21 protein-coding genes, 3 tRNA genes and 1 pseudogene are annotated in these 25,167 nt (G+C 36.8%); 9 read left to right on the forward strand and 16 right to left on the reverse strand.

Annotated features, from left to right (window positions below; genetic code table 11):
• Positions 1-16 precede the first annotated feature (16 nt).
• A complete protein-coding gene (locus HAV12_RS22075; RefSeq protein ID WP_171571486.1) occupies positions 17-721 on the forward strand; it encodes a PH domain-containing protein in 705 nt (234 codons plus the stop codon).
• A 100-nt stretch (positions 722-821) separates the two neighbouring features.
• Here the strand turns inward: HAV12_RS22075 and HAV12_RS22080 are convergent, their stop codons facing one another.
• Entirely contained in the window at positions 822-1,922 is a 1,101-nt protein-coding gene (locus HAV12_RS22080; protein WP_171571745.1) for a DUF4407 domain-containing protein, read from the reverse strand.
• 269 nt (positions 1,923-2,191) lie between these two features.
• On the opposite strand from HAV12_RS22080, the gene HAV12_RS22085 reads away from it, so the two are divergent.
• Positions 2,192-4,999 carry a TonB-dependent receptor gene (locus HAV12_RS22085; RefSeq protein WP_171571487.1) on the forward strand — a complete coding sequence of 936 codons (2,808 nt, stop codon included), beginning with the start codon at positions 2,192-2,194 and terminating at the stop codon, positions 4,997-4,999.
• Positions 5,000-5,073: 74 nt separating this feature from the next.
• Positions 5,074-6,126, forward strand: a complete 1,053-nt coding sequence (locus tag HAV12_RS22090; RefSeq protein WP_171571488.1) for a phytase — start codon at positions 5,074-5,076, stop codon at positions 6,124-6,126.
• A 255-nt stretch (positions 6,127-6,381) separates the two neighbouring features.
• Here the strand turns inward: HAV12_RS22090 and pckA are convergent, their stop codons facing one another.
• Together pckA and HAV12_RS22100 are read right to left on the reverse strand one after the other, a co-directional pair.
• Complete coding sequence (gene pckA / locus HAV12_RS22095; RefSeq protein WP_171571489.1) at positions 6,382-7,986, reverse strand: phosphoenolpyruvate carboxykinase (ATP); 1,605 nt, start codon at positions 7,984-7,986, stop codon at positions 6,382-6,384.
• Between the two features lie 204 nt (positions 7,987-8,190).
• On the reverse strand, positions 8,191-8,577 hold the full coding sequence (locus tag HAV12_RS22100; RefSeq protein ID WP_132032182.1) for a DUF423 domain-containing protein: 387 nt from the start codon (positions 8,575-8,577) through the stop codon (positions 8,191-8,193).
• 193 nt (positions 8,578-8,770) lie between these two features.
• Here HAV12_RS22100 and HAV12_RS22105 point away from each other — a divergent pair.
• Positions 8,771-10,136: pseudogene (locus HAV12_RS22105) on the forward strand (saccharopine dehydrogenase family protein).
• An 86-nt stretch (positions 10,137-10,222) separates the two neighbouring features.
• Here HAV12_RS22105 and HAV12_RS22110 read toward each other — a convergent pair.
• From HAV12_RS22110 to HAV12_RS22125, 4 genes are all read right to left on the reverse strand, one after another.
• The gene (locus tag HAV12_RS22110) at positions 10,223-11,698 is read right to left on the reverse strand and encodes a M56 family metallopeptidase (protein ID WP_171571490.1); all 1,476 of its coding nucleotides are present in this window, start codon (positions 11,696-11,698) and stop codon (positions 10,223-10,225) included.
• Complete coding sequence (locus HAV12_RS22115; RefSeq protein WP_127337971.1) at positions 11,695-12,066, reverse strand: BlaI/MecI/CopY family transcriptional regulator; 372 nt, start codon at positions 12,064-12,066, stop codon at positions 11,695-11,697. Before HAV12_RS22115 ends, HAV12_RS22110 begins: the two co-directional genes overlap by 4 nt.
• Positions 12,067-12,189: 123 nt before the next feature.
• Positions 12,190-12,588, reverse strand: a complete 399-nt coding sequence (locus HAV12_RS22120; RefSeq protein WP_171571491.1) for a hypothetical protein — start codon at positions 12,586-12,588, stop codon at positions 12,190-12,192.
• A gap of 400 nt (positions 12,589-12,988) precedes the next feature.
• Positions 12,989-14,377 (reverse strand): dipeptidase, encoded by a 1,389-nt coding sequence (locus tag HAV12_RS22125; protein ID WP_171571492.1) that lies wholly within the window; start codon positions 14,375-14,377, stop codon positions 12,989-12,991.
• 108 nt (positions 14,378-14,485) lie between these two features.
• Between HAV12_RS22125 and HAV12_RS22130 the strand changes: the two genes are divergently transcribed.
• Positions 14,486-14,567: transfer RNA gene (locus tag HAV12_RS22130), tRNA-Leu, on the forward strand.
• 314 nt (positions 14,568-14,881) lie between these two features.
• Here HAV12_RS22130 and HAV12_RS22135 read toward each other — a convergent pair.
• Positions 14,882-15,115: a hypothetical protein gene (locus HAV12_RS22135; protein ID WP_171571493.1), complete on the reverse strand. Its 234-nt coding sequence runs from the start codon at positions 15,113-15,115 to the stop codon at positions 14,882-14,884.
• An 86-nt stretch (positions 15,116-15,201) separates the two neighbouring features.
• Here HAV12_RS22135 and HAV12_RS22140 point away from each other — a divergent pair, with 86 nt between their 5' ends.
• From HAV12_RS22140 to map, 4 genes are all read left to right on the forward strand, one after another.
• A complete protein-coding gene (locus HAV12_RS22140; protein WP_171571494.1) occupies positions 15,202-15,432 on the forward strand; it encodes a helix-turn-helix domain-containing protein in 231 nt (76 codons plus the stop codon).
• Positions 15,433-15,463: 31 nt separating this feature from the next.
• On the forward strand, positions 15,464-15,937 hold the full coding sequence (locus HAV12_RS22145) for a YcxB family protein (protein WP_171571495.1): 474 nt from the start codon (positions 15,464-15,466) through the stop codon (positions 15,935-15,937).
• A gap of 126 nt (positions 15,938-16,063) precedes the next feature.
• Positions 16,064-16,423 carry a nuclear transport factor 2 family protein gene (locus tag HAV12_RS22150; protein WP_171571496.1) on the forward strand — a complete coding sequence of 120 codons (360 nt, stop codon included), beginning with the start codon at positions 16,064-16,066 and terminating at the stop codon, positions 16,421-16,423.
• A 42-nt stretch (positions 16,424-16,465) separates the two neighbouring features.
• A complete protein-coding gene (map, locus tag HAV12_RS22155) occupies positions 16,466-17,230 on the forward strand; it encodes a type I methionyl aminopeptidase (RefSeq protein ID WP_171571497.1) in 765 nt (254 codons plus the stop codon).
• A gap of 61 nt (positions 17,231-17,291) precedes the next feature.
• Here the strand turns inward: map and HAV12_RS22160 are convergent, their stop codons facing one another.
• The 8 genes from HAV12_RS22160 to HAV12_RS22195 all read right to left on the reverse strand — a co-directional run bounded on the left by HAV12_RS22160 (position 17,292) and on the right by HAV12_RS22195 (position 25,167).
• Positions 17,292-18,875: an MFS transporter gene (locus HAV12_RS22160; RefSeq protein WP_171571498.1), complete on the reverse strand. Its 1,584-nt coding sequence runs from the start codon at positions 18,873-18,875 to the stop codon at positions 17,292-17,294.
• A gap of 1 nt (position 18,876) precedes the next feature.
• Positions 18,877-19,929, reverse strand: coding sequence for an HlyD family secretion protein (locus tag HAV12_RS22165; protein ID WP_171571499.1), 1,053 nt, complete (start codon positions 19,927-19,929; stop codon positions 18,877-18,879).
• Positions 19,930-19,987: 58 nt separating this feature from the next.
• The gene (locus HAV12_RS22170; RefSeq protein WP_240345209.1) at positions 19,988-21,391 is read right to left on the reverse strand and encodes a TolC family protein; all 1,404 of its coding nucleotides are present in this window, start codon (positions 21,389-21,391) and stop codon (positions 19,988-19,990) included.
• Between the two features lie 405 nt (positions 21,392-21,796).
• Complete coding sequence (locus HAV12_RS22175; RefSeq protein WP_171571501.1) at positions 21,797-22,618, reverse strand: AraC family transcriptional regulator; 822 nt, start codon at positions 22,616-22,618, stop codon at positions 21,797-21,799.
• A 213-nt stretch (positions 22,619-22,831) separates the two neighbouring features.
• A tRNA-Asp gene (locus tag HAV12_RS22180) sits at positions 22,832-22,905 on the reverse strand.
• A gap of 482 nt (positions 22,906-23,387) precedes the next feature.
• A tRNA-Asp gene (locus HAV12_RS22185) sits at positions 23,388-23,461 on the reverse strand.
• Between the two features lie 86 nt (positions 23,462-23,547).
• On the reverse strand, positions 23,548-24,474 hold the full coding sequence (locus HAV12_RS22190; RefSeq protein ID WP_171571502.1) for a DUF58 domain-containing protein: 927 nt from the start codon (positions 24,472-24,474) through the stop codon (positions 23,548-23,550).
• A 99-nt stretch (positions 24,475-24,573) separates the two neighbouring features.
• Complete coding sequence (locus tag HAV12_RS22195) at positions 24,574-25,167, reverse strand: DUF4082 domain-containing protein (protein ID WP_171571503.1); 594 nt, start codon at positions 25,165-25,167, stop codon at positions 24,574-24,576.

A 25,167-nucleotide genomic window follows, 5' to 3' on the forward strand; every position in this document is an offset into this window, starting at 1 on the left:
TAGCAACTTATACCCCATGAAAGAACAATTTAAAAAGTTTTTAAACGAAGAACAAGATCCAAAGGCGATTGAAAAAATCACTTCAAAACTCAATGATTTATTGATGAAAGGTGAAGAAATCGGATACATCGCGGTTCAGAAAAAACCGGCAATAACTGTTTTTCCTGATAGTATTGTATTAACAAACAAAAGAATTATTATTTGTAAACCTAAAAATTTAGGTCTTTCAATGGACTTTACAGATTACACCTGGGATGAAATCGTGGGTACTTTTGTAAAAGAAAACATTTTAGGTTCAGAGTTCTCTTTTTCTACGAAAACCGATATTCAGGCTTCGATAGATTATATTCCAAAAATTCAGGCTCGTAAAATTTTTACTTATGCTAAAGAACAGCTGGATATCTTAAAAAACCCAACTGTTGCAACTCCTGTCGTGGAAGCTATTCAGGCAGAAGAATTTGAAACAGAAGACGAAATCGAAGAAGTGGAAACGGAAGAAGTAACCAGTTTTGCAGAAATTATGCCGGCTGTTACGCCATCTTACACGGAGACTTTTGAGCCAATTCAGCCTCAAGCTCCGACCGGAGATCGTAAATTAAGCGAATTATCCAAAGAAGAGCTTTTTGATAAACTACAGAATTACAAAAAATTACTGGACAACGGTTTAATCATGCAAGGTGAATACGATACATTCAAAAAAGAAATATTGAGTTATATGTAAAATGTAATTTGTGAGAGGTAAAATGTCTTCTTACTAAAAATAAAAAAAGTCTTAAGTTCATTTAGATCTTAAGACTTTTTACATTTTACGGATTACATTTTCACAAAGTAGCTTTCTGTTTTTCTACAAAACTATTAGATTGCAATTCCAGTAACTCTGTTGCATTTTTACGCTGCAGATCATACAGGCTTTTATCTTCGGCTATATCCGAGTAAACTCTGTCGTGCATTTCTGCACTGGTTTTAACCAATAAATCACGTTGGTATTTATTCTGCGATAAAGTAGCTTTCATGGCAGTTTCGGCTTCTTCCTGCTTGAAATCAAATTCGCCTTTAGGAGCAAGTAATTTAGCAATAATCGGAGAGGTTTCTATCGCCAGAAACAACAACATGATAAAGAATGACGGCAGCCATGGCAATTTATCCAAAGCATTAATTCTCGCCATTAAACCATCAAAACCTTCTATGATGGGTTGTGTTTGCGATACTTTTTTATCTAAATCGGCCTGAAGCTGTTTTCCTGTTTTTTCTTTCTCAGCTATTTTTGCTTCGTTGCTTGTTTTTAAATCCGCAAACTCTTTTAGGGAAGCGTCGTGCTTTTCTCGTTTTTCTTTATAAACCGGACCTTTTCCTAACTTCTTAGTTCCTGCAGTTCCTTCAGCTTCTGTAATATAAGTCGAATATAAGGCATTTACTTCCTTCTCTTTTTTCAGGATATCATTTTTCAAAGCTGTAATCTCCGCCTTATTCTTGTCTAAATCAGATTTGAAATAATTCCCAACCTGTTTTTTGTTGGCCAGTTCCATTTCATTTTTTTCTTTCAATAAAACAGTATTGATTTCTTTTTCGAAAATTTTAATTTCCAATGGCTTCGAAATTACGATTGCAATAATAACCGCCAAAAGGATACGCGGTGTAGCCTGAAGAAATTCATCTAAAAAACGATCTCTTTTTTTAATCGTAGAAACGATAAACCGATCTAAATTGAAGATTAGCAAACTCCACACAAATCCGAAGATTAAAGCCGGATAAATAGAGTCAAAAACAGTGAAAAGCGCATAAGCACTGGCCAGAAAAGCCATAACTGCAGTAAAAAAAACAGTGGCGCCAATACCCACATATTTCGTTTGTTCCCCTTCTGAACAACCGTCCAGCAAGTCTCGGTCGACTCCTGAACAAAGGATAAAAAATTGTTTTAACATGATTGATGATTTTTGATTGATGATTACTTCGTCAGTTCTCCCTTCGGGCTCGTGTGATAGGGCAAATTTAGCGCCAAAATTTTGATTCTCACGCAAATAGTTGATTTGTTTTCATTTAGCCAACTTCAAAATTATGTTTATTAAATGTTATTTAAACATTAATCCTTTTGTAATCCAGACTACAAATCATAACACTATGTTAATTTTTTTCACCAAGTTTAATAATATTTAGGTTTTAGTTTCGCAATTAAAATAAACCAAAAAACACAATGAAGAATTTTTATTTAGTAGTAACACTCTTTTTATTAACCATGTCCGGTTATGCTCAAAAGGCCATAATATCCGGAAAGGTATTAGATGCCGATGACAAACTCCCGTTACCGGGAGCAATGATTCAGATTGTAGGTGAAAACAAATACACTGTTTCAGATTATAATGGGCGATTTGAATTGCTTAATATAAATGTAGGTACTTATCAGGTTTTAGTAAAATATATTGGTTACACTTCAATAACGCATGAAATAACTGTAGAACAAGGTAAAAACAATGTACTTGATTTTGTTCTTAAAGCTTCAGGAACCGAATTAAATGAAGTTGTTGTCGGAGATATCTTAAAAGGTCAGGCCAAAGCCCTAAATCAACAAAAAAACAATAAAAATATCGGAAACGTAATCTCCTCTGATCAGGTAGGTCGTTTTCCCGATGCTAACGTGGGTGACGCTTTAAAACGTGTTCCGGGAATCACCATGCAAAATGATCAGGGCGAAGCACGTAATATTATCATAAGAGGTTTGGCTCCTTCTTTGAACTCTGTTACGCTAAATGGCGACAGAATTCCGTCTGCAGAAGGAGATAACAGAAATGTACAAATGGATTTGATTCCATCAGATATGATTTCGACTATCGAAGTGAATAAAACCCTGACTTCAGATATGGATGCGGATGCTATTGGAGGTTCTGTAAATTTAATTACCAGAGCCACTCCAAATGGCGAAAGAATCTCTGCTACTCTTGCCGGAGGTTATTTGCCTATACGTGAAAAAGCAAGCTACACCGCAGGTTTAGTATACGGAAATCGTTTTTTTGGTAATAAATTAGGTGCTGTTTTCAGCGGATCTTACAACAATGTAGATTACGGTTCTGATAACATCGAAAACGAATGGGTAAAAGATGAGTTCGGAAATGAATATTTACAGGCATCAGAAGTTAGAAAGTACGATGTACAACGTATTCGCCGCAGTGGATCTGTTGCTTTAGATTACAAATTTGATGAAAACAATACCATTTTCGCCAATGCTATTTATAACTGGAGAGATGACAGAGAAAATCGTTTCAGAACGACTTATGATGATATCGAACCGATTTACAATGGTGAAACCATTACCGGTTTTGAAGGCCGTGTAACCCGCCAGACAAAAGGTGGTGTTGACAACAGCAGAAACAAAAGCAGAAGATTAGAAGATCAGCGTGTTCAGAACTATTCAATCCGCGGTGAGCATTTGATTCACTCTACATTAGATCTAGACTGGTCTGCCAATTACGCAAAAGCAAGAGAATACCGTCCGGGTGAGCGCTACATTGACTATCGTCAGGAAGGCCTGGAAGTGTTTGAAAACTTAACTGATTTGAGATTTCCTCTGGTTACAACTGCAGGAGAAGCCGTAGATCAATTCGAATTTGATTCGGTTACTGAAAATACAGATGAAACAAGCGAAAGTGAATTTGGTGCCAAAGTAAATATCCGCTTCCCTTTTTCTATCATTGCTGCTGAGAAAGGAAGAATCAGAACTGGTCTTCGTCTTAGAATGAAAGAAAAAGAAAGAAATAATATTTTCTATTCGTATGAACCTGTGAGCGGAATGGAATTATTATCAGAGGTAGGAACAAGTTATTACGATGGCAAAAATTTCAATCCGGGTAACAAATATGTTCCGGGAACTTTTGTTTCAGCCAATTTCTTAGGAAATCTGGATTTGAATAATGCCGCATTATTTGATAAAGAAACAGATCCTTCAGAATTTTTAGCAGTAAATTACAATGCCAAAGAAAATATTTATGCGGCTTATGTAAGATGGGATCAGGACTTTAACGATAAGCTTTCAATGGTTTTAGGTTTCCGTTTAGAAAACACTCACATTGATTACACCGGAAACCGTGTATTAGATGAAGAGGAATTAGAAAGCCAGATCAACACCACGAATTCTTATACCAATCTCTTACCAAGCATTTCATTCCAATATAATGCAACGAAAGATTTAGTTTTAAGAGCGGCAGCTACAACAGCTTTGGCAAGACCTAACTATTATGCATTGGCTCCTTACGTAAACAATGTTGCTTCTGATAAGGAAATTACAGCTGGAAATCCAGCTCTGGATGTAACGTATTCATACAATTATGATTTTATGGCTGAAAATTACTTCAAATCAGTTGGATTAATTTCAGGAGGTGTTTTCTACAAAAGGTTAAATGATTTCATTTACAACTACAGCGATAATCAATATACTGATACAAAATTTGCTGCTGATTTTCCAAATCAGGCAAATCCTATTCCAGCCGGCGAAAACTGGTCGTTTATACAGTCCAGAAATGGAGATACAGTTGATGTATACGGATTTGAGGTTGCTTTTCAGCGTCAGTTAGATTTCTTGCCAGGGAAATTTTTAAAAGGATTTGGAATCTATCTGAATTATACTTACACCAAATCTGAGGCAAAAGGAATTGCTGATGAAGACGGAAACGAAAGAAACAATATCAGTCTTCCGGGTACCACTCCTCATATGTTTAACGGATCGTTATCTTGGGAGAACAAAAGATTCTCTGCCAGAGTTTCGACCAACTTTACTTCAGATTATTTAGATGAATTAGGTTCAGAATCTTACAAAGACAGCTATTACGATAAACAACTTTTTGTTGACGCCAATGCTTCTTTCAAAATCACACCAAAACTTCGTCTTTTTGCAGAAGCCAATAATTTAACCAACCAGCCATTGCGCTATTACCAAGGTATTGAAGCGCATACCAAACAAGCAGAATATTACCAGGCCAGATATAATTTTGGATTGAAATTAGACTTGTAACAATCAATTTATATAATTCTTACATTAGACAGGGCTTAACCGCTCTGTCTAATTGCATTAAACTAATAAACCAAATGAAAAATAAATCACTACTCTCATTTTTACTTTTAGGGTTTTTATTAATCGCCTGTAAAGACGACAAATTAGCTCCGGTTGCTAAAAATGCAGTAAAACCAACCCTCGTTACAAAAGCTTTGCCTCACGATACTGATGATCCCTCTATCTGGATTCACCCGACAGATCCTTCAAAAAGCATAATTGTAGGGACTGATAAAGATACTGATGGCGGTTTATACGCTTTTGACCTGAACGGAAAAATTCTAAAAAAATCAATTCCGTTGAAAAGACCGAACAATGTTGATATCGCTTACGGCTTATTAATTGACGGAAAAAAAACAGACATTGCCGTTACTACAGAACGTGAAAGCAACAAAATCAGAATTTTCAGCCTGCCGGATTTAGAACCAATTGACAATGGCGGAATTCCTGTTTTTGAAGGTGAAGAATTACGCGACCCAATGGGAATTGCATTGTACACACGCCCGGACGATAAAAAGATTTTTGCAATTGTGGGAAGAAAATCAGGGCCTTCAGGAAGTTATTTATGGCAATACGAACTTTCAGGTACCGGAAAAGCAGCAACTGCAAAAGTGGTTCGGAAATTTGGCGCTTACAGCGGAAAAAAAGAAATCGAAGCCATTGCGGTGGACAACGAATTAGGAACAGTTTTATATTGTGACGAACAATTCGGAATCAGAAAATACAAAGCCGATCCTGCTTTAAACGATAATAAGGAAATAGCACTTTTTGGAAAAACAGGTTTCAAAGCCGATAATGAAGGAATCGCCATCTACAAAAAAACAGATTCTACAGGTTACATTTTAGTATCCAACCAACAGGCCAATACCTTTATGGTGTATCCGAGAGAAGGTGCAAAGGGAAATCCAAATAATTATCCGCTGCTGGCAGAAATTCCAACGTCCACAATCGAATGCGACGGAGCCGATGTAACCAGCATTAATTTAGGTGGAAATTATAAAAATGGGCTTTTCGTAGCCATGAGCAACGGAATGGTTTTTCAGTATTATTCCTGGGATTTGATTCAGGCACGTATCGATAAGAAGTAGTTTTTAGTCGCTGAGTTCAGTCGCAGTCGCGGTATTCAGTTTTCAGTTTCTTACTGTGACTAAAAACTGAGACTGAAGACTCAAGATCTGTCAGGCTGAGCGAAGTCGAAGCCCACGCAAAGAAAAGCCCTTCGACTTCGCTCAGGGTGACACCGAAAACCGAGACTGAGACTGCGACTGAAAACTGAAACCAGCATATAACAAAAAAAGCTGTTCATAACGAACAGCTTTTTCTGGTTTGAATTAGTAATTTCCTTATTCTGTAATCGGTGCGCCGGCCAAAATTTCGGCATTGGCAAATTCTTCAAATTTGGCAAAATTAGCTTTGAATTTCTGAGCTAATTCAATTGCTTTTTTATCGTATAAATCTTTGTCTTCCCAAGTATTTCTAGGATTCAAAATCTCGCTTGGAACATTAGGGCAGCTTTGTGGTTTTGCAATTCCAAAAACGGTATGGTTTTTAAATTCTACATTGTCCAATTCACCGTTAAGTGCTGCAGTAATCATGGCACGTGTATATTTCAATTTCATACGGGTTCCGGTTCCGTAAGCACCACCTGTCCAACCGGTATTAATCAACCAGACTTTTACATCTGCATCTTTCATCTTTTTAGTCAACATTTCTGCATAACGTGTTGGATGCAAAGGCATGAATGGCGCTCCGAAACAAGCTGAGAAATTAGGCTGTGGTTCTGTAACTCCGGCTTCAGTTCCGGCAACTTTAGCGGTATATCCTGATATAAAATGGTAAGCAGCCTGACCTGGAGTCAGTTTTGAGATTGGAGGCAAAATTCCAAAAGAATCTGCCGTTAAGAAAAATATATTTTTAGGGTTATGTCCGATAGATCCCGGCTGAATATTGTCAATATGTGTTATTGGGTAACTTACACGTGTATTTTGAGTAATCGAAACATCATCATAATCCACTTCATTTGTTCCCGCTTTGAAAACCACATTTTCTAAAAGTGCTCCTTTTTTGATCGCTCTGAAAATGTCCGGTTCGTTTTCTTCTGTCAGGTTAATAACTTTTGCGTAGCAACCCCCTTCAAAATTGAAAACAGTATTTTCCGCAGTCCATCCGTGTTCATCATCACCAATTAACTTACGTGCAGGATCTGCAGATAAAGTTGTTTTTCCTGTACCTGACAATCCGAAGAAAATGGCAGTATCACCTGCTTCTCCAACATTGGCACTACAGTGCATTGGTAATGCATTTTTGAAAACCGGCAAAATGAAATTTAAAGCAGAAAAGATTCCTTTTTTCATTTCTCCTGTGTAACCTGTTCCACCAACAAGGGCAATTTTTCTGGTAAAATCCAAAATAGCAAAATTAGACTGACGTGTTCCGTCTACCGCAGGATCTGCCATAAAACTTGGTGCACAAATTACTGTCCATTCCGGAGTAAAGTTCGCTAATTCTGAATCTTCCGGTCTTAAAAACATATTGTAACAAAACAAATTAGACCATGCCGTTTCAGTTACTACACGAACATTTAATCTGTAATTGGCATCAGAGCAAACGTAAGAGTCTCTGACAAATACTTCTTTATGAGATAAAAACTGAGTTACTTTATTATATAACTTTTCAAAAGCTTCCGGTGAAAATGGAATGTTTACATTTCCCCACCAAACTTTATCTTCTGTAATACTGTCTTTTACAATAAAACGATCCTGTGGAGAACGTCCTGTAAATTCGCCCGTATTAATTGCCAATGCTCCCGTAGAGTTCTCCACACCTTGGCCTGACTGCAAAGTAATCGCATGCAATTCATCTGCTGATAATTGATAGCGAACTGTTGCATTTTCAATTCCCAGTTCTTTTAACGAAATCGATTGCGTGAAAAGTGTGTTAGTGTCCATAAATTTTGTTGTTGTGTGTGTTTCTTTTTTTAGTGAACAAACATAATTACTTTGATTCCTAAGCTTTTATACTCAAAACATGAATTGTTATATTTTTTATCAATAGAGATAAAAACCAATAAAAATTCACATAAGCAATCTTATATGTTATTTATGAGACAAAATTAAAGATTAATTTTTAGATAAAATTTTTTATTCGGGATTTTATGATTTTTTCCTCAAAATAGTAGCAAATAATACCAACCATGCAAGAATTAACAGAAATCCTCCTAAAGGTGTTGCGAATACGATAATTTTTGAGTCAAAAACTGTGTATTCTTTTGTCACTAATAAATAGATTGACCCGCTAAACAGAACAACACCTGCAACCGCCAGACTATAGATGGTCTTTAAGGTTTTTTCAGCAATGTCTTTTCTGGTGGAAAGAAAAAACAGAAAAAAAGCATGATACATCTGATAACGGACGCCAACTTCAAAAGTATTTAATTGTTCAACCGATAACCATTTTTTAAGAAGATGGGCTCCGAAAGCTCCCAAAATAATAGCTAACATCCCGATAAATGCACCTGTCAAAACAATTTTTCTTTTCATGTTTTCTATGTTTTTCAATATTTAAACAAAAATACTTCAAACCATTCAAAAAACTTTTCTCTTTTTAAAAATCTTTTGCAGTAAAGGGAATTTGTTCGTTTTATTCTTAAAATTAAAAATAAATCATTTTTTTTAAATATTCTGAATGTTATATTTATAACATTTTAATATATTTGTGTTATAAATATAAAACATGAGAAGCATTTTAATTATTGGAGCCGGTCGTTCTGCCTCTTCACTGATCCGTTATTTACTCTCAAAATCAGAGAGTGAAAATTTACATCTTATTGTAGCCGATTTGTCTTTGGCCCTGGCCGAAAAAAAAACGCAGCAACACCCGAATGCCACTCCAATAGCTTTAGATATATTTAATATTGCAGAAAGAAAAGAGGCAATAGAAAAGGCATCCATTGTAATCTCAATGCTTCCGGCACATTTACACATTGAGATAGCCAAAGATTGTATTCAATTCAGGAAACACCTCGTAACGGCTTCGTATATAAGTGATGCCATGCAGGCGCTAGATGAAGAAGCCAAAGAAAACAACCTGATTTTTATGAACGAAATCGGTCTTGACCCCGGAATCGACCATATGAGCGCCATGAAAGTTATTGATGAAATCAGGGTAAAAGGCGGTAAAATGCTGCTTTTTGAATCTTTTTGCGGTGGATTAGTCGCTCCCGAATCCGACAATAATTTATGGAATTATAAATTTACCTGGGCACCCCGGAATGTAGTTTTAGCAGGACAGGGCGGCGCCGCCAAGTTTGTTCAGGAAGGCACTTATAAATACATTCCGTATTGCAATTTATTCCGAAGAACTGAATTCCTTGAGGTGGAAGGCTACGGAAAATTTGAAGCCTATTCGAATCGGGATTCGCTAAAATACCGCTCTATTTACGGATTGGATGATATCCTGACTTTATACAGAGGAACCATCAGAAGAGTTGGTTATTCTAAAGCCTGGAATATGTTTGTGCAGCTTGGAATGACCGATGACAGTTATGTTATGGAAGATTCTGAAAACATGAGTTACCGCCAGTTTGTGAATTCATTTTTACCGTATCATCCAACAGATTCTGTTGAAATCAAGACCCGATTGATCTTAAAAATTGATCAGGACGATATTATGTGGGACAAACTTTTGGAACTGGATTTATTCAATCCCGACAAAAAAGTGAATTTGTCGAATGCAACTCCTGCTCAGATCTTAGAAAAAATACTTTCCGACAGCTGGACATTAGAACCTGATGATAAAGACATGATTGTAATGTATCATAAATTCGGATACGAAATAAACGGCGAGAAAAAGCAAATCGATTCTAAAATGGTCTGTATTGGAGACGATCAGACGTATACCGCGATGGCAAAAACCGTGGGGTTACCGGTTGCAATGGCTACTTTATTGATTCTGAATGGGAAAAATTACAACCCCGGGCGTGCAACTTCCTATAAACAAAGAAGTTTATGTGCCTATTTTGAAAGAATTAGAAGAGTATGGTGTCGTTTTTAACGAACAAACCATGCCTTACTTTGGATATAATCCGGACTTGTTTTAGTTCTGATTTATTTATTTTTTTTGAGAATTTTTTTAGTTTTTAATTTTATCCGCTTCTAAAATTTTTAGAAGCGGATTTTTTTATAATTACTCCTTAGCCTGAATTGTGATTGGCAAACTGTACATCGTAGCAACCGGCTCTCCGTTAACTTTTCCCGGCAGCCAGTTCGGACATAACTTAAGCACTCTGATAGCTTCGTCTCCTGTTCCGTAGCCAATATCTCTTAATAATTTAAAATCAGACAACGCTCCGTCTTTTTCTACAATAAAAGTGACATAAACTCTTCCCTTTAATTTGACATCTGCTGGTGTCACTGGCATTTTATAATTCTGACCAATGAACTTATAAAACAGCTCAATTCCTCCCGGGTAACTTGGATTTTCAGTTAAATCACTTGTCTTATAAATTGCACCTTCCTCTTTTTTTACTTTTTGATTTTTCGGGTCATACACATCGATTTCTACAGATTCGGGACCACCCTTTTCGAGCTTTGAATCAATTTCCTCTTTGATCGCAGGAAATTTTACTCCCTCAAACAAATTTGGCACTACTTTCTTTTCGGTCGGGCTAAGGTCTTTATATTTTTTCTCAGCCACTACAATCCCTTTATCATCTTTTATTTTAAAAGTGGTCTTATCATAATAAGCATCCAAAGCACTCGCCTTTTTAGCAGTTTCTTTATTTGAAGTTGATTTGATTTTTGCTTCCTGTGCCACCGTCTTAGTACATAAAAAATATACCAGTCCGGTTAATAATGGCAAAAGAATTGTCTTTTTAAAAAATCCTCTTGAAGCAGAGGTTGTGGTTGTCATCATAATTAATCTTTTTTTAGTTACAGAATAGTTCAAATTACTGGCCAGGTAATAGATCGGATTATGATTCGCTTTTGCCAGTAATAAATTCTGGTAAAACGAAACATTGTTATGTGATTTTACAACTTTTTCATCCGCAAGAAATTCGTGATTAAGTTGTATTGATTTTTTATAGAAAATGAATATTGGATGGAACCAAAAAACAGTTTTAATTATTTCTATCAATAAAACATCAAGAGAATGCTTCTGATTAACGTGAATGAGCTCGTGCGTAAATAATTCGGTTTCAATTTTATTGTTTTGAAACTCTTCTTCATTTATGAAAATAGTATTGAGAAATGTATACGGCAGCGTTTGTTCCTTCAGTAAAACCAAGGTTGCCTTTTGGTGCTTTAGTGTAACACCGGATTTTGTTTTTTTAATCAGTTTATATAAATTGTTTACAAATCTGAAAAATAAAACTGTCGTTACTATTCCGTATAAAAACCAGCCAAGAATAACATAAATTGAAGTTTTCTCCGCTACTATATTGGCGGTAATTTTCCCCGGAACCACAACATTTGTATTTGCGACATCTGCCACTTCTTTTATAATTTCGATCGTAACAAAGGGAAGTACAAACGAAATTACAAGACTCCCAAGCAGGAAAAATCTATTGAATTGATGAAATTTTTCCTTTTCTAAAAGCAAATAGTAAGCCCCCAGAAGCACACACAATGCAATCGTCGATTTGATAAGAAAGTCTGTCATTTTTTCTTTTTTTGAATTTGCGAATCAATTATTTTTCTAAGTTCTTCCAATTCAGAAGTACTAAGATTGGTTTCAGTCGTAAAAAACGAAGCAAACTGCGAGGCCGAATTATTAAAGAAATTGCTAATCAATCCGTTGACATGTTTAGAAAAATAAACCGTCTTTTCGACCAAAGGATAATATTCCCTCGAGTTCCCGAATTCATTATACGCAACAAATTTCTTATCGATCATTCGTTTTAGTAAAGTTGCGACTGTCGTGGTCGCCGGCTTTGGATCGGGATACGCTTCAAGCAAATCTTTCATAAAAGCTTTTTCAAGCTTCCACAAATGCTCCATTAATTGTTCTTCTGAGTTTGATAGTTGCATTTTTTTAGGTTCTAAGGTTCTGAGTTACTAAGTTTTTGAGTTTTTTTGCCACAGATTAAATCGATTAGATGATTTTTATTCCATGTCTTGCTTCTTGCTTCTATATTCTACATTCTATACTCTTTATTCACCATTACTATACTTCTTGATTTCCGTTAATTTTCCTTTATCCGAATAAAATTTCCAGTCTCCAAAATAAAACCAATGTATTTCTGTTGAATTAACTTCGATTTTAGTTTTTCCTGTCGATTCTAATTTTCCGTTTTCATAATAATTTTTGACCGTACAGATTCCGTTTTTATATTTTTCAGTTTTGCGAATTTTTCCGTTAATGTAAGATTTCCACTTTTTTACCGGTTGATCGTGTTTGTAATATTCAAGTGATTTGTATTGAATACTGTCCTGCACATAAACATCGACCCATTTTCCTTCTTTCTTCTTGTCAACTTTCTGATTGATCAGCGGTGCTTTACATCCAAACCATAAAAACAGAACTAATATAAAAAGTAATTTATCTCTCATTTTCGTTCTACATCTATAGTTGTTACTCTACAAATGTAGAGATTAATTTTTAATGTGCAAGAGAAATTTTAAAAAAGTTACTAAGGACCTAAGTCGCTAAGGCTCTGAGGTTTTCTTTTGAGGTTCAGTAGGCAGGTGCAAAGAGGCAGAGGCTCTAAGGAACAAAGGTTTTTTTGAGAAGTAAAGGCGCAGACGTTTTTTCAATAGCCCCCAGCTTTAGCTGGGCCGTTTACAATACAGGTGAAGAAAACGGCTTTAGCCAAATCATTACACCCCCCAAGATTAAGAACAAAAAAAAAACTCCGGCTAAAAGCCGGAGTCTATATAATCTAAAACAAATACGGTGTCAAAACCTTTGCACCTTTGTACCTCTGTTCCTTTGCACCTTTTTCAAAAAAACCTACTTCGAAAGCTCTACAAAATACTTGTAAAACAACGGAATCGTTTCAATTCCTTTTAAGTAATTAAAGATTCCGAAATGCTCGTTTGGCGAGTGAATCGCGTCACTGTCCAATCCGAAGCCCATAAGGATGGTTTTGCTTTTCAGTTCTTTTTCGAACAAGGCTACAATCGGAATACTTCCACCAGAACGAACCGGAATTGCCGGAACTCCAAACGTTTCTGTATACGCTTTGTTTGCCGCCTGATATCCAATACTGTCAATTGGCGTTACATAACCCTGACCTCCGTGGTGCGGTGTCACTTTTACGGTAACCCCGGCCGGAGCAATACTCTCGAAATGTTTAGAGAAAAGTGCTGTGATTTCTTCCCAGTCCTGATTTGGAACCAAACGCATCGAGATTTTAGCGAAAGCTTTGCTCGCAATAACCGTTTTGGCACCTTCACCCTGATATCCGCCCCAGATTCCGTTTACGTCTAACGTTGGACGAATCGAGTTACGTTCGTTGGTTACATATCCTTTTTCGCCATAAACATCGTTTAGCGCCAAGGCATTTTTATATTTTTCTAAACTGAAAGGTGCTTTTGCCATTTCAGCTCTTTCTGCTGTAGATAATTCCTGAACTTTATCGTAGAAACCCGGAATCGTAATATGATTGTCTTCGTCATGAAGCGAAGCGATCATTTTTGCCAGAACATTAATTGGGTTCGCCACTGCTCCACCATATAAACCGGAATGCAAATCACGATTCGGGCCTGTAACTTCTACCTCAACATAACTCAATCCGCGTAAACCTGTCGTAATCGATGGTTGTTGGTTAGAAATCATTCCGGTATCTGAAATTAGAATCACGTCATTTTTTAGTTTTTCCTGATTGCGTTCTACAAACCAGGCCAAACTTGCCGAACCTACTTCTTCTTCACCTTCGATCATGAATTTTACATTACATGGCAGCGTATTCGTTTGCACCATAAGCTCTAACGCTTTTACGTGCATGTACATCTGACCTTTGTCATCACAGGCTCCACGGGCAAAAATAGCCCCTTCAGGGTGAATTTCTGTGTTTTTGATTACGGGTTCAAAAGGTGGTGATGTCCATAATTCTAATGGATCCGGCGGCTGCACATCATAATGTCCGTAAACCAGAACGGTTGGTAAATTAGGGTCGATTATTTTCTCTCCATAGATAATCGGATAACCCGGAGTATCGCAAATTTCGACTAAATCACAGCCTGCTTTTGATAAACTTTCTTTTACAGCTTCGGCTGTATCAATAACATCTTGCGAGTAAGCAGTGTCGGCACTTACCGACGGAATTTTTAATAATTCGATCAACTCACTGATAAAGCGATCTTTATGTTGTTGAACGTAAGACTTTATATTTTCCATTTCAATTATTTTTATAGAATTTCAAAAATACAAAAAAGAGAATAAATATTTTTTTGCAAAAATGCTTTGAAATTTAGAAGTTATGTTTATCTTTGCACCCACAATTGAGCGGATATGGTGAAATTGGTAGACATGCCAGACTTAGGATCTGGTGCCGCAAGGCGTGTAGGTTCGAGTCCTATTATCCGCACTGAAAAAAGCTTCTGAGAAATCAGAAGCTTTTTTGTTTTTAGGCAGTTTGTCATTTCGAGGAACGAAAATCCAATTTTTCAAAACCACATCCATATAATAACAACTACAATTATGGATATAATCAGTATGACGCAGTTGGCTTTCTGATCTTTTGATTTGTCATTATTGCACCAATGACAGACTTTACCAATAAACGATGTTTCTTTTCCGCAGTTGCTGCATTTCATCTTAGTGATGGTTTTAATTAATAATCCAAAACTAATTTATAGCGATGATTTTGTTTTACGGTTTTCCATATCGTTCAAAGCTCGCTCACTCCACATCCAGATAAGGATCTAAAACTTCCGCCAGTCTATGAAGCCAGTAAAAATTACTTTCAAGATGGTTTAATTCAGGTTGTACTGTTTCGCATCCACTCATTGTACATAGAGAAAGCGTATAATTTACTTGTCGTATGGTTTTTGCCATATCTTTCGGGTCAATCGTGTTGCTGAAAAATTCGGTTAGTCGGTTTTCAACTTCTTTTGAAAGGTTTTCTGTAGTCATAATCTTATTTTTTTGATCTGACAAATATAATAAATTACACCCATATATGGGTGTAATTGAAAAATAAATCTTATCACTTTTGAAATATGAATATTTCAGAAGAAACTTTTATTACAAACCTCGGGATTCACATCAGGCAACTACGTGAAAAGAAAGGTATGTCTCAACAAGACTTAGCTGATGATTGCGGTATCACCCAAAATCAAGTAGGCAGAATAGAAAGAGCAGAAATTAATACAACCATAAAAACTCTTGTAAGAATCGCAAATGCTTTAGATGTTGAACCTAAAGAATTATTTGATTTTCCTTTAAAATAAAAACTTCAAGCCTAATTTTCGCCAACCACCAATGATTAAAACCAAAAAATTTCATCTCACAAAAAAAGAATATTTCTTCTTCATTATTAGAATTTTATTAAAAAAAAGATGGTGGCTGTATTCTTTTATATTATTCCTTTCGGTAGCATTTTTATTTAAGGATCATAAAGATTCTTCTGATATTTTTATGATAGCTTTTGGGTTTCTTTTTCCGCTAGTTACAGTATTTCAATATTGGAGATTTGCAAATTCAAAGGAAAACGAGATTTTTTTCAAAGAAACGCAATATGAAATTTTCAAGGACAAAATAATTTCTAACATGGGAGAAGTCTCTGAAGGCACAATTGCCATAGGAAGTTTCATAAAAGTTTTAGAACTGAAAGGTCTTTATCTTTTATACATTTCAAAAGGTCAATGTTTCTATTTTCCAAAACGAGTTTTTGAAACTCAAGAAGATGAAAATTGGTTTAGAAAAGAAGTGTTTTTGAAGATTAAAAATAAATAAATTTCGGCTAAAGCCTTTCCTTCCAAACGTAAAAAACCTCCAGTTAAAACTGGAGGCTATCCATTTATTATAAATATCTTTAAGCTTTTATAGGAATCCATCGAAAAACAACTCTAATCAAAAATTATGGCAACAGAATTTCAAAAGGTAATCGAAAAGGCTTACGGAGCTTTCAACGACAGAAACATACAGGCCGCTCTTGAAACCATGCAGCCTAATGTACAATGGTCAAAGGCCTGGGAAGGCGGCTACATCAGCGGTCATGACGAAATAAACGCCTACTGGACCAGACAATGGAAAGAAATTAATCCGAAAGTCTATCCAACTGAATTTAACGAAAGACCAAACGGAAGTCTGGAAGTTGTGGTGCATCAAATTGTAAAAGACCTAGAAGATAAACTTATGTTTGACGGAAGTGTTAAACACATTTATACTTTCAAGGACAATCTGATCCATACTATGGATATTGAATTGGTAGAAGAATAATAAAACTTTTATCTTTGAATACTTTACCTAAAAAAAGGAATTATGTCAATTACAACAGAATCAGAATTAGTTGGAATGCAAAAAGCCAGTGACGCTGTTGCTTTCACTTTAAAAAAAATGAGAGAATTTGCCAAACCGGGAATGTCTACCAAAGAATTAGACGATTATGGCGGACAAATCCTTAATGAAATGGGCGCTAAATCGGCTCCGTATCTAACGTACGGTTTTCCGGGCTGGACTTGCATTAGCGTGAACAATGAATTTTGTCACGGCATTCCATCCGAAAAAAGAATATTGGCCGAAGGAGATCTGATTAATATTGATGTTTCGGCAGAATTAGGCGGGTTTTGGTCCGATAACGGAGGCTCGTTTGTTATTGGCTCCGATGTCAACCAACACCAGAAACTGATTGAGGCTTCAAAACAAATTTTACATAAAGCCATACACAATATAAAAGGCGGCGTCCGCATTTCGGACATCGGTTTTATCATGGAAACCGAAGCCAAAAAAAGAGGTTACAAAGTGATTAAAAACCTAACCGGCCACGGTATCGGAAGAAGCCTTCACGAAGCGCCGCACGAAATAGCCAATTACAGAGATAAATTTAACCTGACCCGATTTAAGAAAAATTCTGTGGTTGCGATCGAGACCTTCATTGCCACAATCTCAACCTATGCCGAAACATTACAGGATGGCTGGACAATGGTCGGAAACAAAGGCGGTTTTATGGCACAACACGAACACACAATTGTCGTTACCGACGGCAAACCGATTATACTAACAGCCATGAATGAAATCTGGAATTAGAAAACAAAAAAATCCTTTAATTGAACTTAAAGGATTTTTTATTTTATATCATTTTGATTTTTTAACCAATCCAAACTTTGGTTTTAAATACGTTCAGGGTTTGTCTCAAATGCTGATTTAATCCAATTAAGACCACCAAAATCAGCAAACCATATCCCACCACGGTATAAATTTCCATATTCGATAATAAAGTCGCTTGTCTGGCAACGGAGCTAAAGACTTTTTTTAGCGCCAGTGTATTAGAATCGTCAGGCGAATATCCTTTTGCCGCGAAACTCTGGGCTGTTTTAGCAATGGTTTCCTGCGCCTGAGGATTATCGCCTGTTACAAACTGACTGAGTTTTAAAAAGTGCTTTTTATTCAAAAATACCTGTGCGTTCTGCATGATGCAAAAACCAATCGTGCTTCCCCAGAAACGTCCTGAAACGCCGACAATTCCGGAAGAAGTCATCATTTTCGCAGGAACTGCAGAAACGGTAAACAAAACCAGTGGCACAAATAAAACACCAACGGCAATTCCCTGTAAAATATATGGAATCACGATATCTGACAATGAAACATCGGATACAAACAGAAACGTAAACCAAAAATGAAATACTGCTAAAAGCGCAAAACCAATCATAAAAATGTATTTGGTCGCCATGGATTTCATCAGGAAAAATGCGGCCAGAATCAGTCCGATTACATTTCCGAGTCCGTTGATGTATTGTACTCCGGCCACTCGGGAAGGATCCCAGTTCCAGATCGAAAACATCGCGCTGTGACAAAGACTCAAAGTGGCTCTGGCGATGTAGAAAATAAAAAACAACAGAAATCCTGTTCTTAAATTGGCATACCTGAAAACCTCAAAATCAAAACTTGGGCGTTTGACCAGCAATTGTCTAAAAATAAACAATCCGCCTGTAATGAGGCAAATAATCAAAGCCAAAATCAATTGCGAAGATTCAAACCAATATTTCTTTTCGGCATAGACAAAAAAGAAAGCCCCGCTTAAAATCGAAGTCAAAACCAAAACATAACTCAGCAAATCAACCTGATACAAAGGGATTTTCTTGGTGATTCTATGACTTCTGAAGGTAACCAGAATCAGAAAAACATTAATCAGCTGAAGCATTCCGGAAACGTACAGCATGTATTTCCAATCGTAATGATCGAGAAACCAAACCGCAATGTTCATAATAAAAGGCGTTGCGAGCAAAAGTGATCCGTAGTAAAAAGAGAATCCAATAATAATGGCGTTTTTAGACTTAAAACGTTCAACCAGTAATTGTCTCAGGATCATCACCGGCAAAGCCATCAGGATTCCTTCGGCTATCCTCAACATGATAAAAAGCGCAAAATTGGTTACATAACCCGACGAAATTATGGTGACGGCTATCAAAATATAGAGCGCGATCAGATACGTTTTCGCAGGAAAGTAATTCGAAAACCGGCTTTCGATCAGGATTGTCGCCAGCAGCGTTCCATAGGTTACACACATGGAAAACTGCAAGTCTTCGGCTTCAATATCCAGAAAACTTGCCGCGTAGGCCACGTTCGAACTGTAAACGCCCAGCAAAATCATAGAATGCAGTAAACACACAAACAAGATGATGATGATCGCCCAGTTGGGAACCCAGGATTTAAAAATACTTTTATCTTCCATTTTAGTTGTGCTGCGCAATAACGGTAATGTTCATTCCGGCTCTTAAAAAGTCAGCTTGTTTGTCGGTGTCTTTCAGTTGAATTCGCACCGGAATCCTTTGTTCGATTTTCACAAAGTTTCCCGTGGCGTTATCGGGAGGCAACAGCGAAAAACGCGCCCCGCTTGCAGGTGACAATGAGGTAATAATTCCTGTAAATTCCTTATCATTTAAAGCATCAGCCTGAATTTTAACTTCCTGACCCACGGTTAAATATTGCAGTTGTGTTTCTTTAAAATTGGCCGTGATCCATTTTTCTTTGCTTACGATCGAAAGTAACGATTGCCCTTCTTTGATCATTTGTCCGGGCTGTAACGTTCTTTTACCCACCCAGCCGTCATAAGGCGCCGTGATTACCGTGTACGAAAGAAACAATGCCGCATTGTCGACTACAGCTTGTTTGGATGCAATATTCGTCTGCGTTGCCGGAACATTTGCCTGCGCCTGAGAAGTGTTTAAATGAGAAGACTGGATTCGATCCCGCATTTCCTGAAAATGGGCCTGTGCCGACTCGTAATCGGCTTTTACTTTCTCTAATTGTTGCGAAGTTGCCGCTTCGTCTTGTACCAGCGCTTTGTATCGGTCGTATTCTAATTTTGTCTTCCAGAGATTGGTTTTAGCGGCCGCCAGCTGCGATTCTCCAATGGCAGTAGAACTTGCTGTTGTCGTCACATTTTTCTCGGCTACGACACTGCTCTGCTTCGCACTTTGTACATCGGCCAGGGCAACATTCAGTTTCGATTTGTATTCCCTGTTGTCAATCACCACTAAAGTATCACCCTTATACACGAACTGATTTTCTTCAAAACGAACTTCCTGCACATAACCCGTAATACGCGACATGATTGGCGTCACGTATTGCTCCACCTGAGCATCATTGGTTTCCTCATGGTTTCTGTTGAACACATAAAACCAAATCCCTAAAATGACTCCGCTTACCACCAATATACAGGCAATAATTGTTATTAATATATGAAACGTCCTGTTTCTTCTAGTTTCATTTTTTATCTTAACCATAAACTTTATATCTTTTCTATTTTCTAACTTCTTGCCTCTTTATTCTTGCTTCTATCCTCTATATTCTATTCCCCTTCTGCATTATCCCCGCCGTATGCAGCAATTCATAATGTTTCAAAATGGCGTCCAGTCGGGTAGAAATCTTGTTGTATTTTGCCTGTAATAAAGCATTATCGGCATCGACCATTTCGGTGATTAAAACAAGTTGATTGAGGTATTTTAGTTTTACGATTCGGTAATTTTCATTCGCCAGATCGAGGGCTTTATCGACCACCACAAATTTTTCAAGGATTTCCTGATATTGGGTATGTTCCTTAAACAGCTTATCCTGAATTTCATCTTTTATAATTTCGGACTGCATCTGCTGCCATTCAATTTTCGTATTCGCCTGCTGTACTTTGGTTTTGTTTTTATACAAAGCCGAAATATCAAAATGCGCTTCGATACCCACTTGTCCCAAAGTGTACAAATATGGATTCGGCGGAAAAAATTTGTAGTTGGGATAGTAAAAACCATAATTCCCAAAGAAATTTACGGTGGGCAGATAATTTCCTTTGACCAGCTTCAGTTCTGTTTTTTTGATGTTCAGTTCCTGGCTCGCCATTCGCATTTCCTCATTCTGAAAGGCTTTATTCAAATAAAAATCATAGGGATCCAAACCCTTCATTTCATCAAGATTGGCCGTGGTGTCGATTGTAATTTCTTCGGTTTCCGGAAGCTGAATCAAAGTTTTCAGCTCATGCATTGCGATTTTTATGTTTTTGGAATTCGTCAGCGCGCTCAATTCACGGTCCGAAAGCTGCAATTCGGCTCTAATGACTTCGTTTTTGGTGACAGTTCCGTGCTTTTGCAGTGACGCGACTTCTTTTAACCTGCTTTTTTCTTCCTTAATGTTTTCCTCGAAAATCTTCTGAAGTTCCAACATTTTATAAATCGCCAGGTAATTGGCTACCACTTCCAGCTCGATATCATTTTCAGCCTTTTCTGTTTTTATTTTGGCAATTTCATTTTCCTGACTCGCAATCCTGATGGCGTTGTTAATCTTATTTCCGGCGTAAATTGGCATTTTAAAAGTTGAATTGACCTGATAAATTTCAGGAATTGCCTTGGTCACTTCTTTGCCATTTAAGAAACCGCTTCCTTTGAATTCCGTAATGTTGGTAATTCTGGAATACTCACCGTTTAATTCGATATCCGGTAAACGGAGTTCTTTTCTTTCTTTGATGTTTTGCTCGGAGAGCGTTGTCTCCAATTGAGATTTGAGGATTTTTTTATTGTTTTCTTTAGCCAGTTTTACCGCTTCACTTAAAGAAACCGAATGAATTTCCTGCGCTTGTAAACTATTGACTGTTACTATTATTAGAAATAGCCACGTGATTTTGAGAAAACAATCTGCTGTAGAATTTGTTGTTTTAAGGAACATGAATTTATAAATAATTTTTATAGTGCAAAGTTCCTGCATTTTTTTGGCGACTGATAATTCTAAAAAGTCAATAACGTATTCATTTCGGACAAATGTTAAAATTGTAATTTTCGAAAACGTTTTATTAAAATATTGAAAATTAATATATTATCAACCAAAAGAGTTTTCTCGCAGATCAGGCAGATCAGGCAGATTTCTTTTTAGAATAATCTGCTCAATCTGCGGGAGAAATAAATCTGAAGGTCTTTGTCTAAAAAATGTTTTCTCGCAGATTTGGCAGATGGAGCAGATTTGTTTTTTTAGAGTAATCTGCTCAATCTGCGGGAGAAATAAATCTGAAGGTCTTTGTCTAAAAAATGTTTTCTCGCAGATTTTGCACATCATGCAAATTTCTTTTTTTAGAATAATCTGCTCCATCTGCCAAATCTGCGGGAGAAATAAATTTTATCGGCTTTTTAAAACATCTTCTCCGTTTAAGTAATCGGAAGGCCGTTGTCCGAGGATTTTAAAGAAGGTATTACTAAACGTCGGTACACTGCTGTAACCGACTTCCTGGGCAACTTCTTTTACGGACAATTTTCTTTCAAGTAGCAATTCGATTGCCTTTAAAATTCTTCTTATCGTATAATATTGAATGAAGGACATTTTTAGGTCTTTCTGAAACAGGCGATACAAAGAGCGTTCACTGTAACCGAATTCCTGTGCAACAGCTGCAAACAAAATCGTTTCTCCTAAATTATTCTCGACATAGCGCAGTATTTTACCCAGGCGGGCATCTTTGGGTTGTGGCAATTCAAGAGGTAAATTAGTCAGGCAGATTTGCGGAAGAATTGCTTTAATCGCTTTGGCAATCACAAAATTCGGACTTCCTTTTTTAAGATCACCATTCCATTGATTCGTGAAAAGCATCATTTGAAGCAGTAAATTATTGACCGGATAAATTCCTTCGTTCTGGTAAAAAGAATCTTCGTCTTTTTCAACCGGAAAATACAGATTTCGCATCATCACATTTTCAGACTTCGGATGAATGCTATGCTCCACTCCACTCGGAATCCAGATAAAATGTCGTGCCGGCAAAAAATAGGTTTTGGTTTCGGTCGTAACAAAGACCACATCGCCTTCGGCATAGAGCATTTGTCCTTTCTCATGTTTATGCGTGGGAACAAATAATTCGCCCATGACATCATGATGACAGTAAATACTTTTTTGATCTGCATCTACTTTTTTGATGTAATACTGGTCTACTTTATGAGTGGATTGTTCCATTGAAGTAATTGAATATCTTTCTTGTGATATAAATGTAGGCAAATTAAAATCCAAATAAAAAAGTCCAAATTCCAATAAGACATTATAGTAGTATTGCAATTTGGACTCGAGCGCTAGCGAACAGGCGAAGCAATTTAAATATTGGAATTTATTTTAGAAAGTGTTCTAAAAACAAAAAAGCCTTTCCGTTAAGAAAGGCTTCTTCCAATATTGCGGTCTGGACGGGACTCGAACCCGCGACCCCATGCGTGACAGGCATGTATTCTAACCAACTGAACTACCAAACCAACTGCGTTATTGTGACTGCAAAAATACAATAGAACTTTGATTTTACAAGGGTTTTTATGAATTAAAATTGAGAAATTTTTAATGAACTAAATTCCAATCTTTTAAAATCCAGAATTTCAATTTTAGAGAGTAAAAAAACTGCATTTAACCGCAAAGTGAGCAAGGTTAAAAGCGCAATTCCGATAGCTATCGGGAGCAAAACTTAAAAAAACTTTGATCACGATAGCTATCGGGATTGCATTTTTTTTTTCGACTAAAAAATTTGGAATTTGGAATTTTATTCCGAGGCTTCGGATTGAAATTTGCATTTATCTATATGCCCTAAATCAAAAAAGCCATCCACAAAAGTGGAAAGCTTTTCATTGGTCTAACTACTAAACCAGCTACGAGTTACAAATTCGTAGCAAACAACACAACTAATCTTAGATACCGTATTTGGGCAAAAAAGCCTTTCCGTTAAGAAAGGCTTCTCCCAATATTGCGGTCTGGACGGGACTCGAACCCGCGACCCCATGCGTGACAGGCATGTATTCTAACCAACTGAACTACCAAACCTCTGCGTTATTGCGGTTGCAAAGATAGTACAGAATTTCATTTCTGCAAGTGTTTTGCTAAAAAAAATCGAATAAATTTTTAAATCCTTAGCCAAAGTTTTGTTTTTCAACTAAATATGTAGTCAATATTTTTTCAAAACTATCTCCCACATTGACCGGAACGTACTTAATCTGGTTCTTTGCACAGGTCAAAGCCAATCTTTTAAAATACTCTTCAGCCCTTTTTTCATATTCCTCTTTTACATTATCGGCAAAAATCGACACTTCTTCACCTGATTCTAAGTCGATAAACTTTCTTGGTGTATTATCAAAATCGAATTTCAGCTCCGTTTTATCGTCAATAACATGAAACAGCACCACTTTATGCTTGTTGTGTTTTAAATGCTGCAAGGCATTAAACAGCTTTTCATCCTCTTCCGACTGCAGCATGTCTGTGAACAGAATAATCATCGAGCGACGATGCATTTTTTCGGCAATATGATGCAAATAAGTTATGGTATCGGTGCTTTTTTTGACTTTTGGCTGTTCTAACAATTGTTCTAATTTATTGAGCAGCATTCTGTGGTGACGATCGCTTCCTTTTTCGGGAGCATAATATTCGTACGTATCCGAGAATACACTCAAACCAACGGCATCGCGCTGTTTCTTCAAAATATTCATTAAGACTGCCGAAGCCAAAACAGCAAATCCAATCTTCTTTTCATAAAAAGGCTGATTCGATTTTAATTCCGGATAATGCATCGACGACGAGTTATCGACAATAAGGTGACACATTAAATTGGTTTCTTCCTCAAAACGTTTGGTATACAACCGATCGGTTTTGGCAAACAGTTTCCAATCGATATGTTTGGTGCTTTCTCCGGCATTATAGACTTTATGCTCTGCAAATTCAGCCGAGAACCCATGAAACGGACTCTTGTGCATGCCCGATATAAATCCTTCCACCACCTGATTGGCCAGCATTTCAAGATGCTGAAAACTGGATACTTTCTCTATTTCCGATTCGATCTTCATCTTTCAAATGTATTAAAAGATTAAATCATTTAAAAATAAAAAAGGCCTGACCTTTTGGCCAAACCTTTTTCAACTAATTCAAAGCTATCCAAAATTATATTATTCTGTTTGCTGAAATTTAAAGCTCATATCTCCTGCATAGTAAGTATTACGCGCATTTGTCGGGAAAATAGTTTCTGCAGCTGTACTTGAGATATACGCATATCCTGTAATGGTTATATTTCCGGCTACAATAGGATAAGTCGCAGCAGAACCATCTGTTTTTGTTCTGTTGATCCAGTCGTCGCTGTTTACCGTGAAGAAATATTCTTTATCTTTCGTCAAGGCAATCGGAGTGATCGCTTTTTCGACGGTAACATTGGCTGTTGCTACATTTATAACTTCAGATTTTATAACCGTTTTCGTAGCCGCATCCCATACTGTAATTCTTAAAGTTGGGTTTACATCCGGAATTTTTACCACTAAAGCGTTTATTTTTCCGGTTACGGTTGGCTTAAAACTAAAACCATATTCATAAATCCCTGAGTTTTTTACATCAACTGCTTTTTGGCTGAATCCTGAGCCTGCCATATAAGCATCTAAAGGATTTTCTTCGGCATATTTAATTGGTTCCGGTTTATCGTCATCGCTGCTGCATGAAAATGTTATAAGCGCAATTGATAAGAGGAAGAAAAGTGTTTTTAAAGTTTTCAT

It is taken from the genome of Flavobacterium sp. CLA17 (assembly GCF_013112255.2).
Taxonomy (GTDB): Bacteria; Bacteroidota; Bacteroidia; order Flavobacteriales; family Flavobacteriaceae; genus Flavobacterium; species Flavobacterium circumlabens.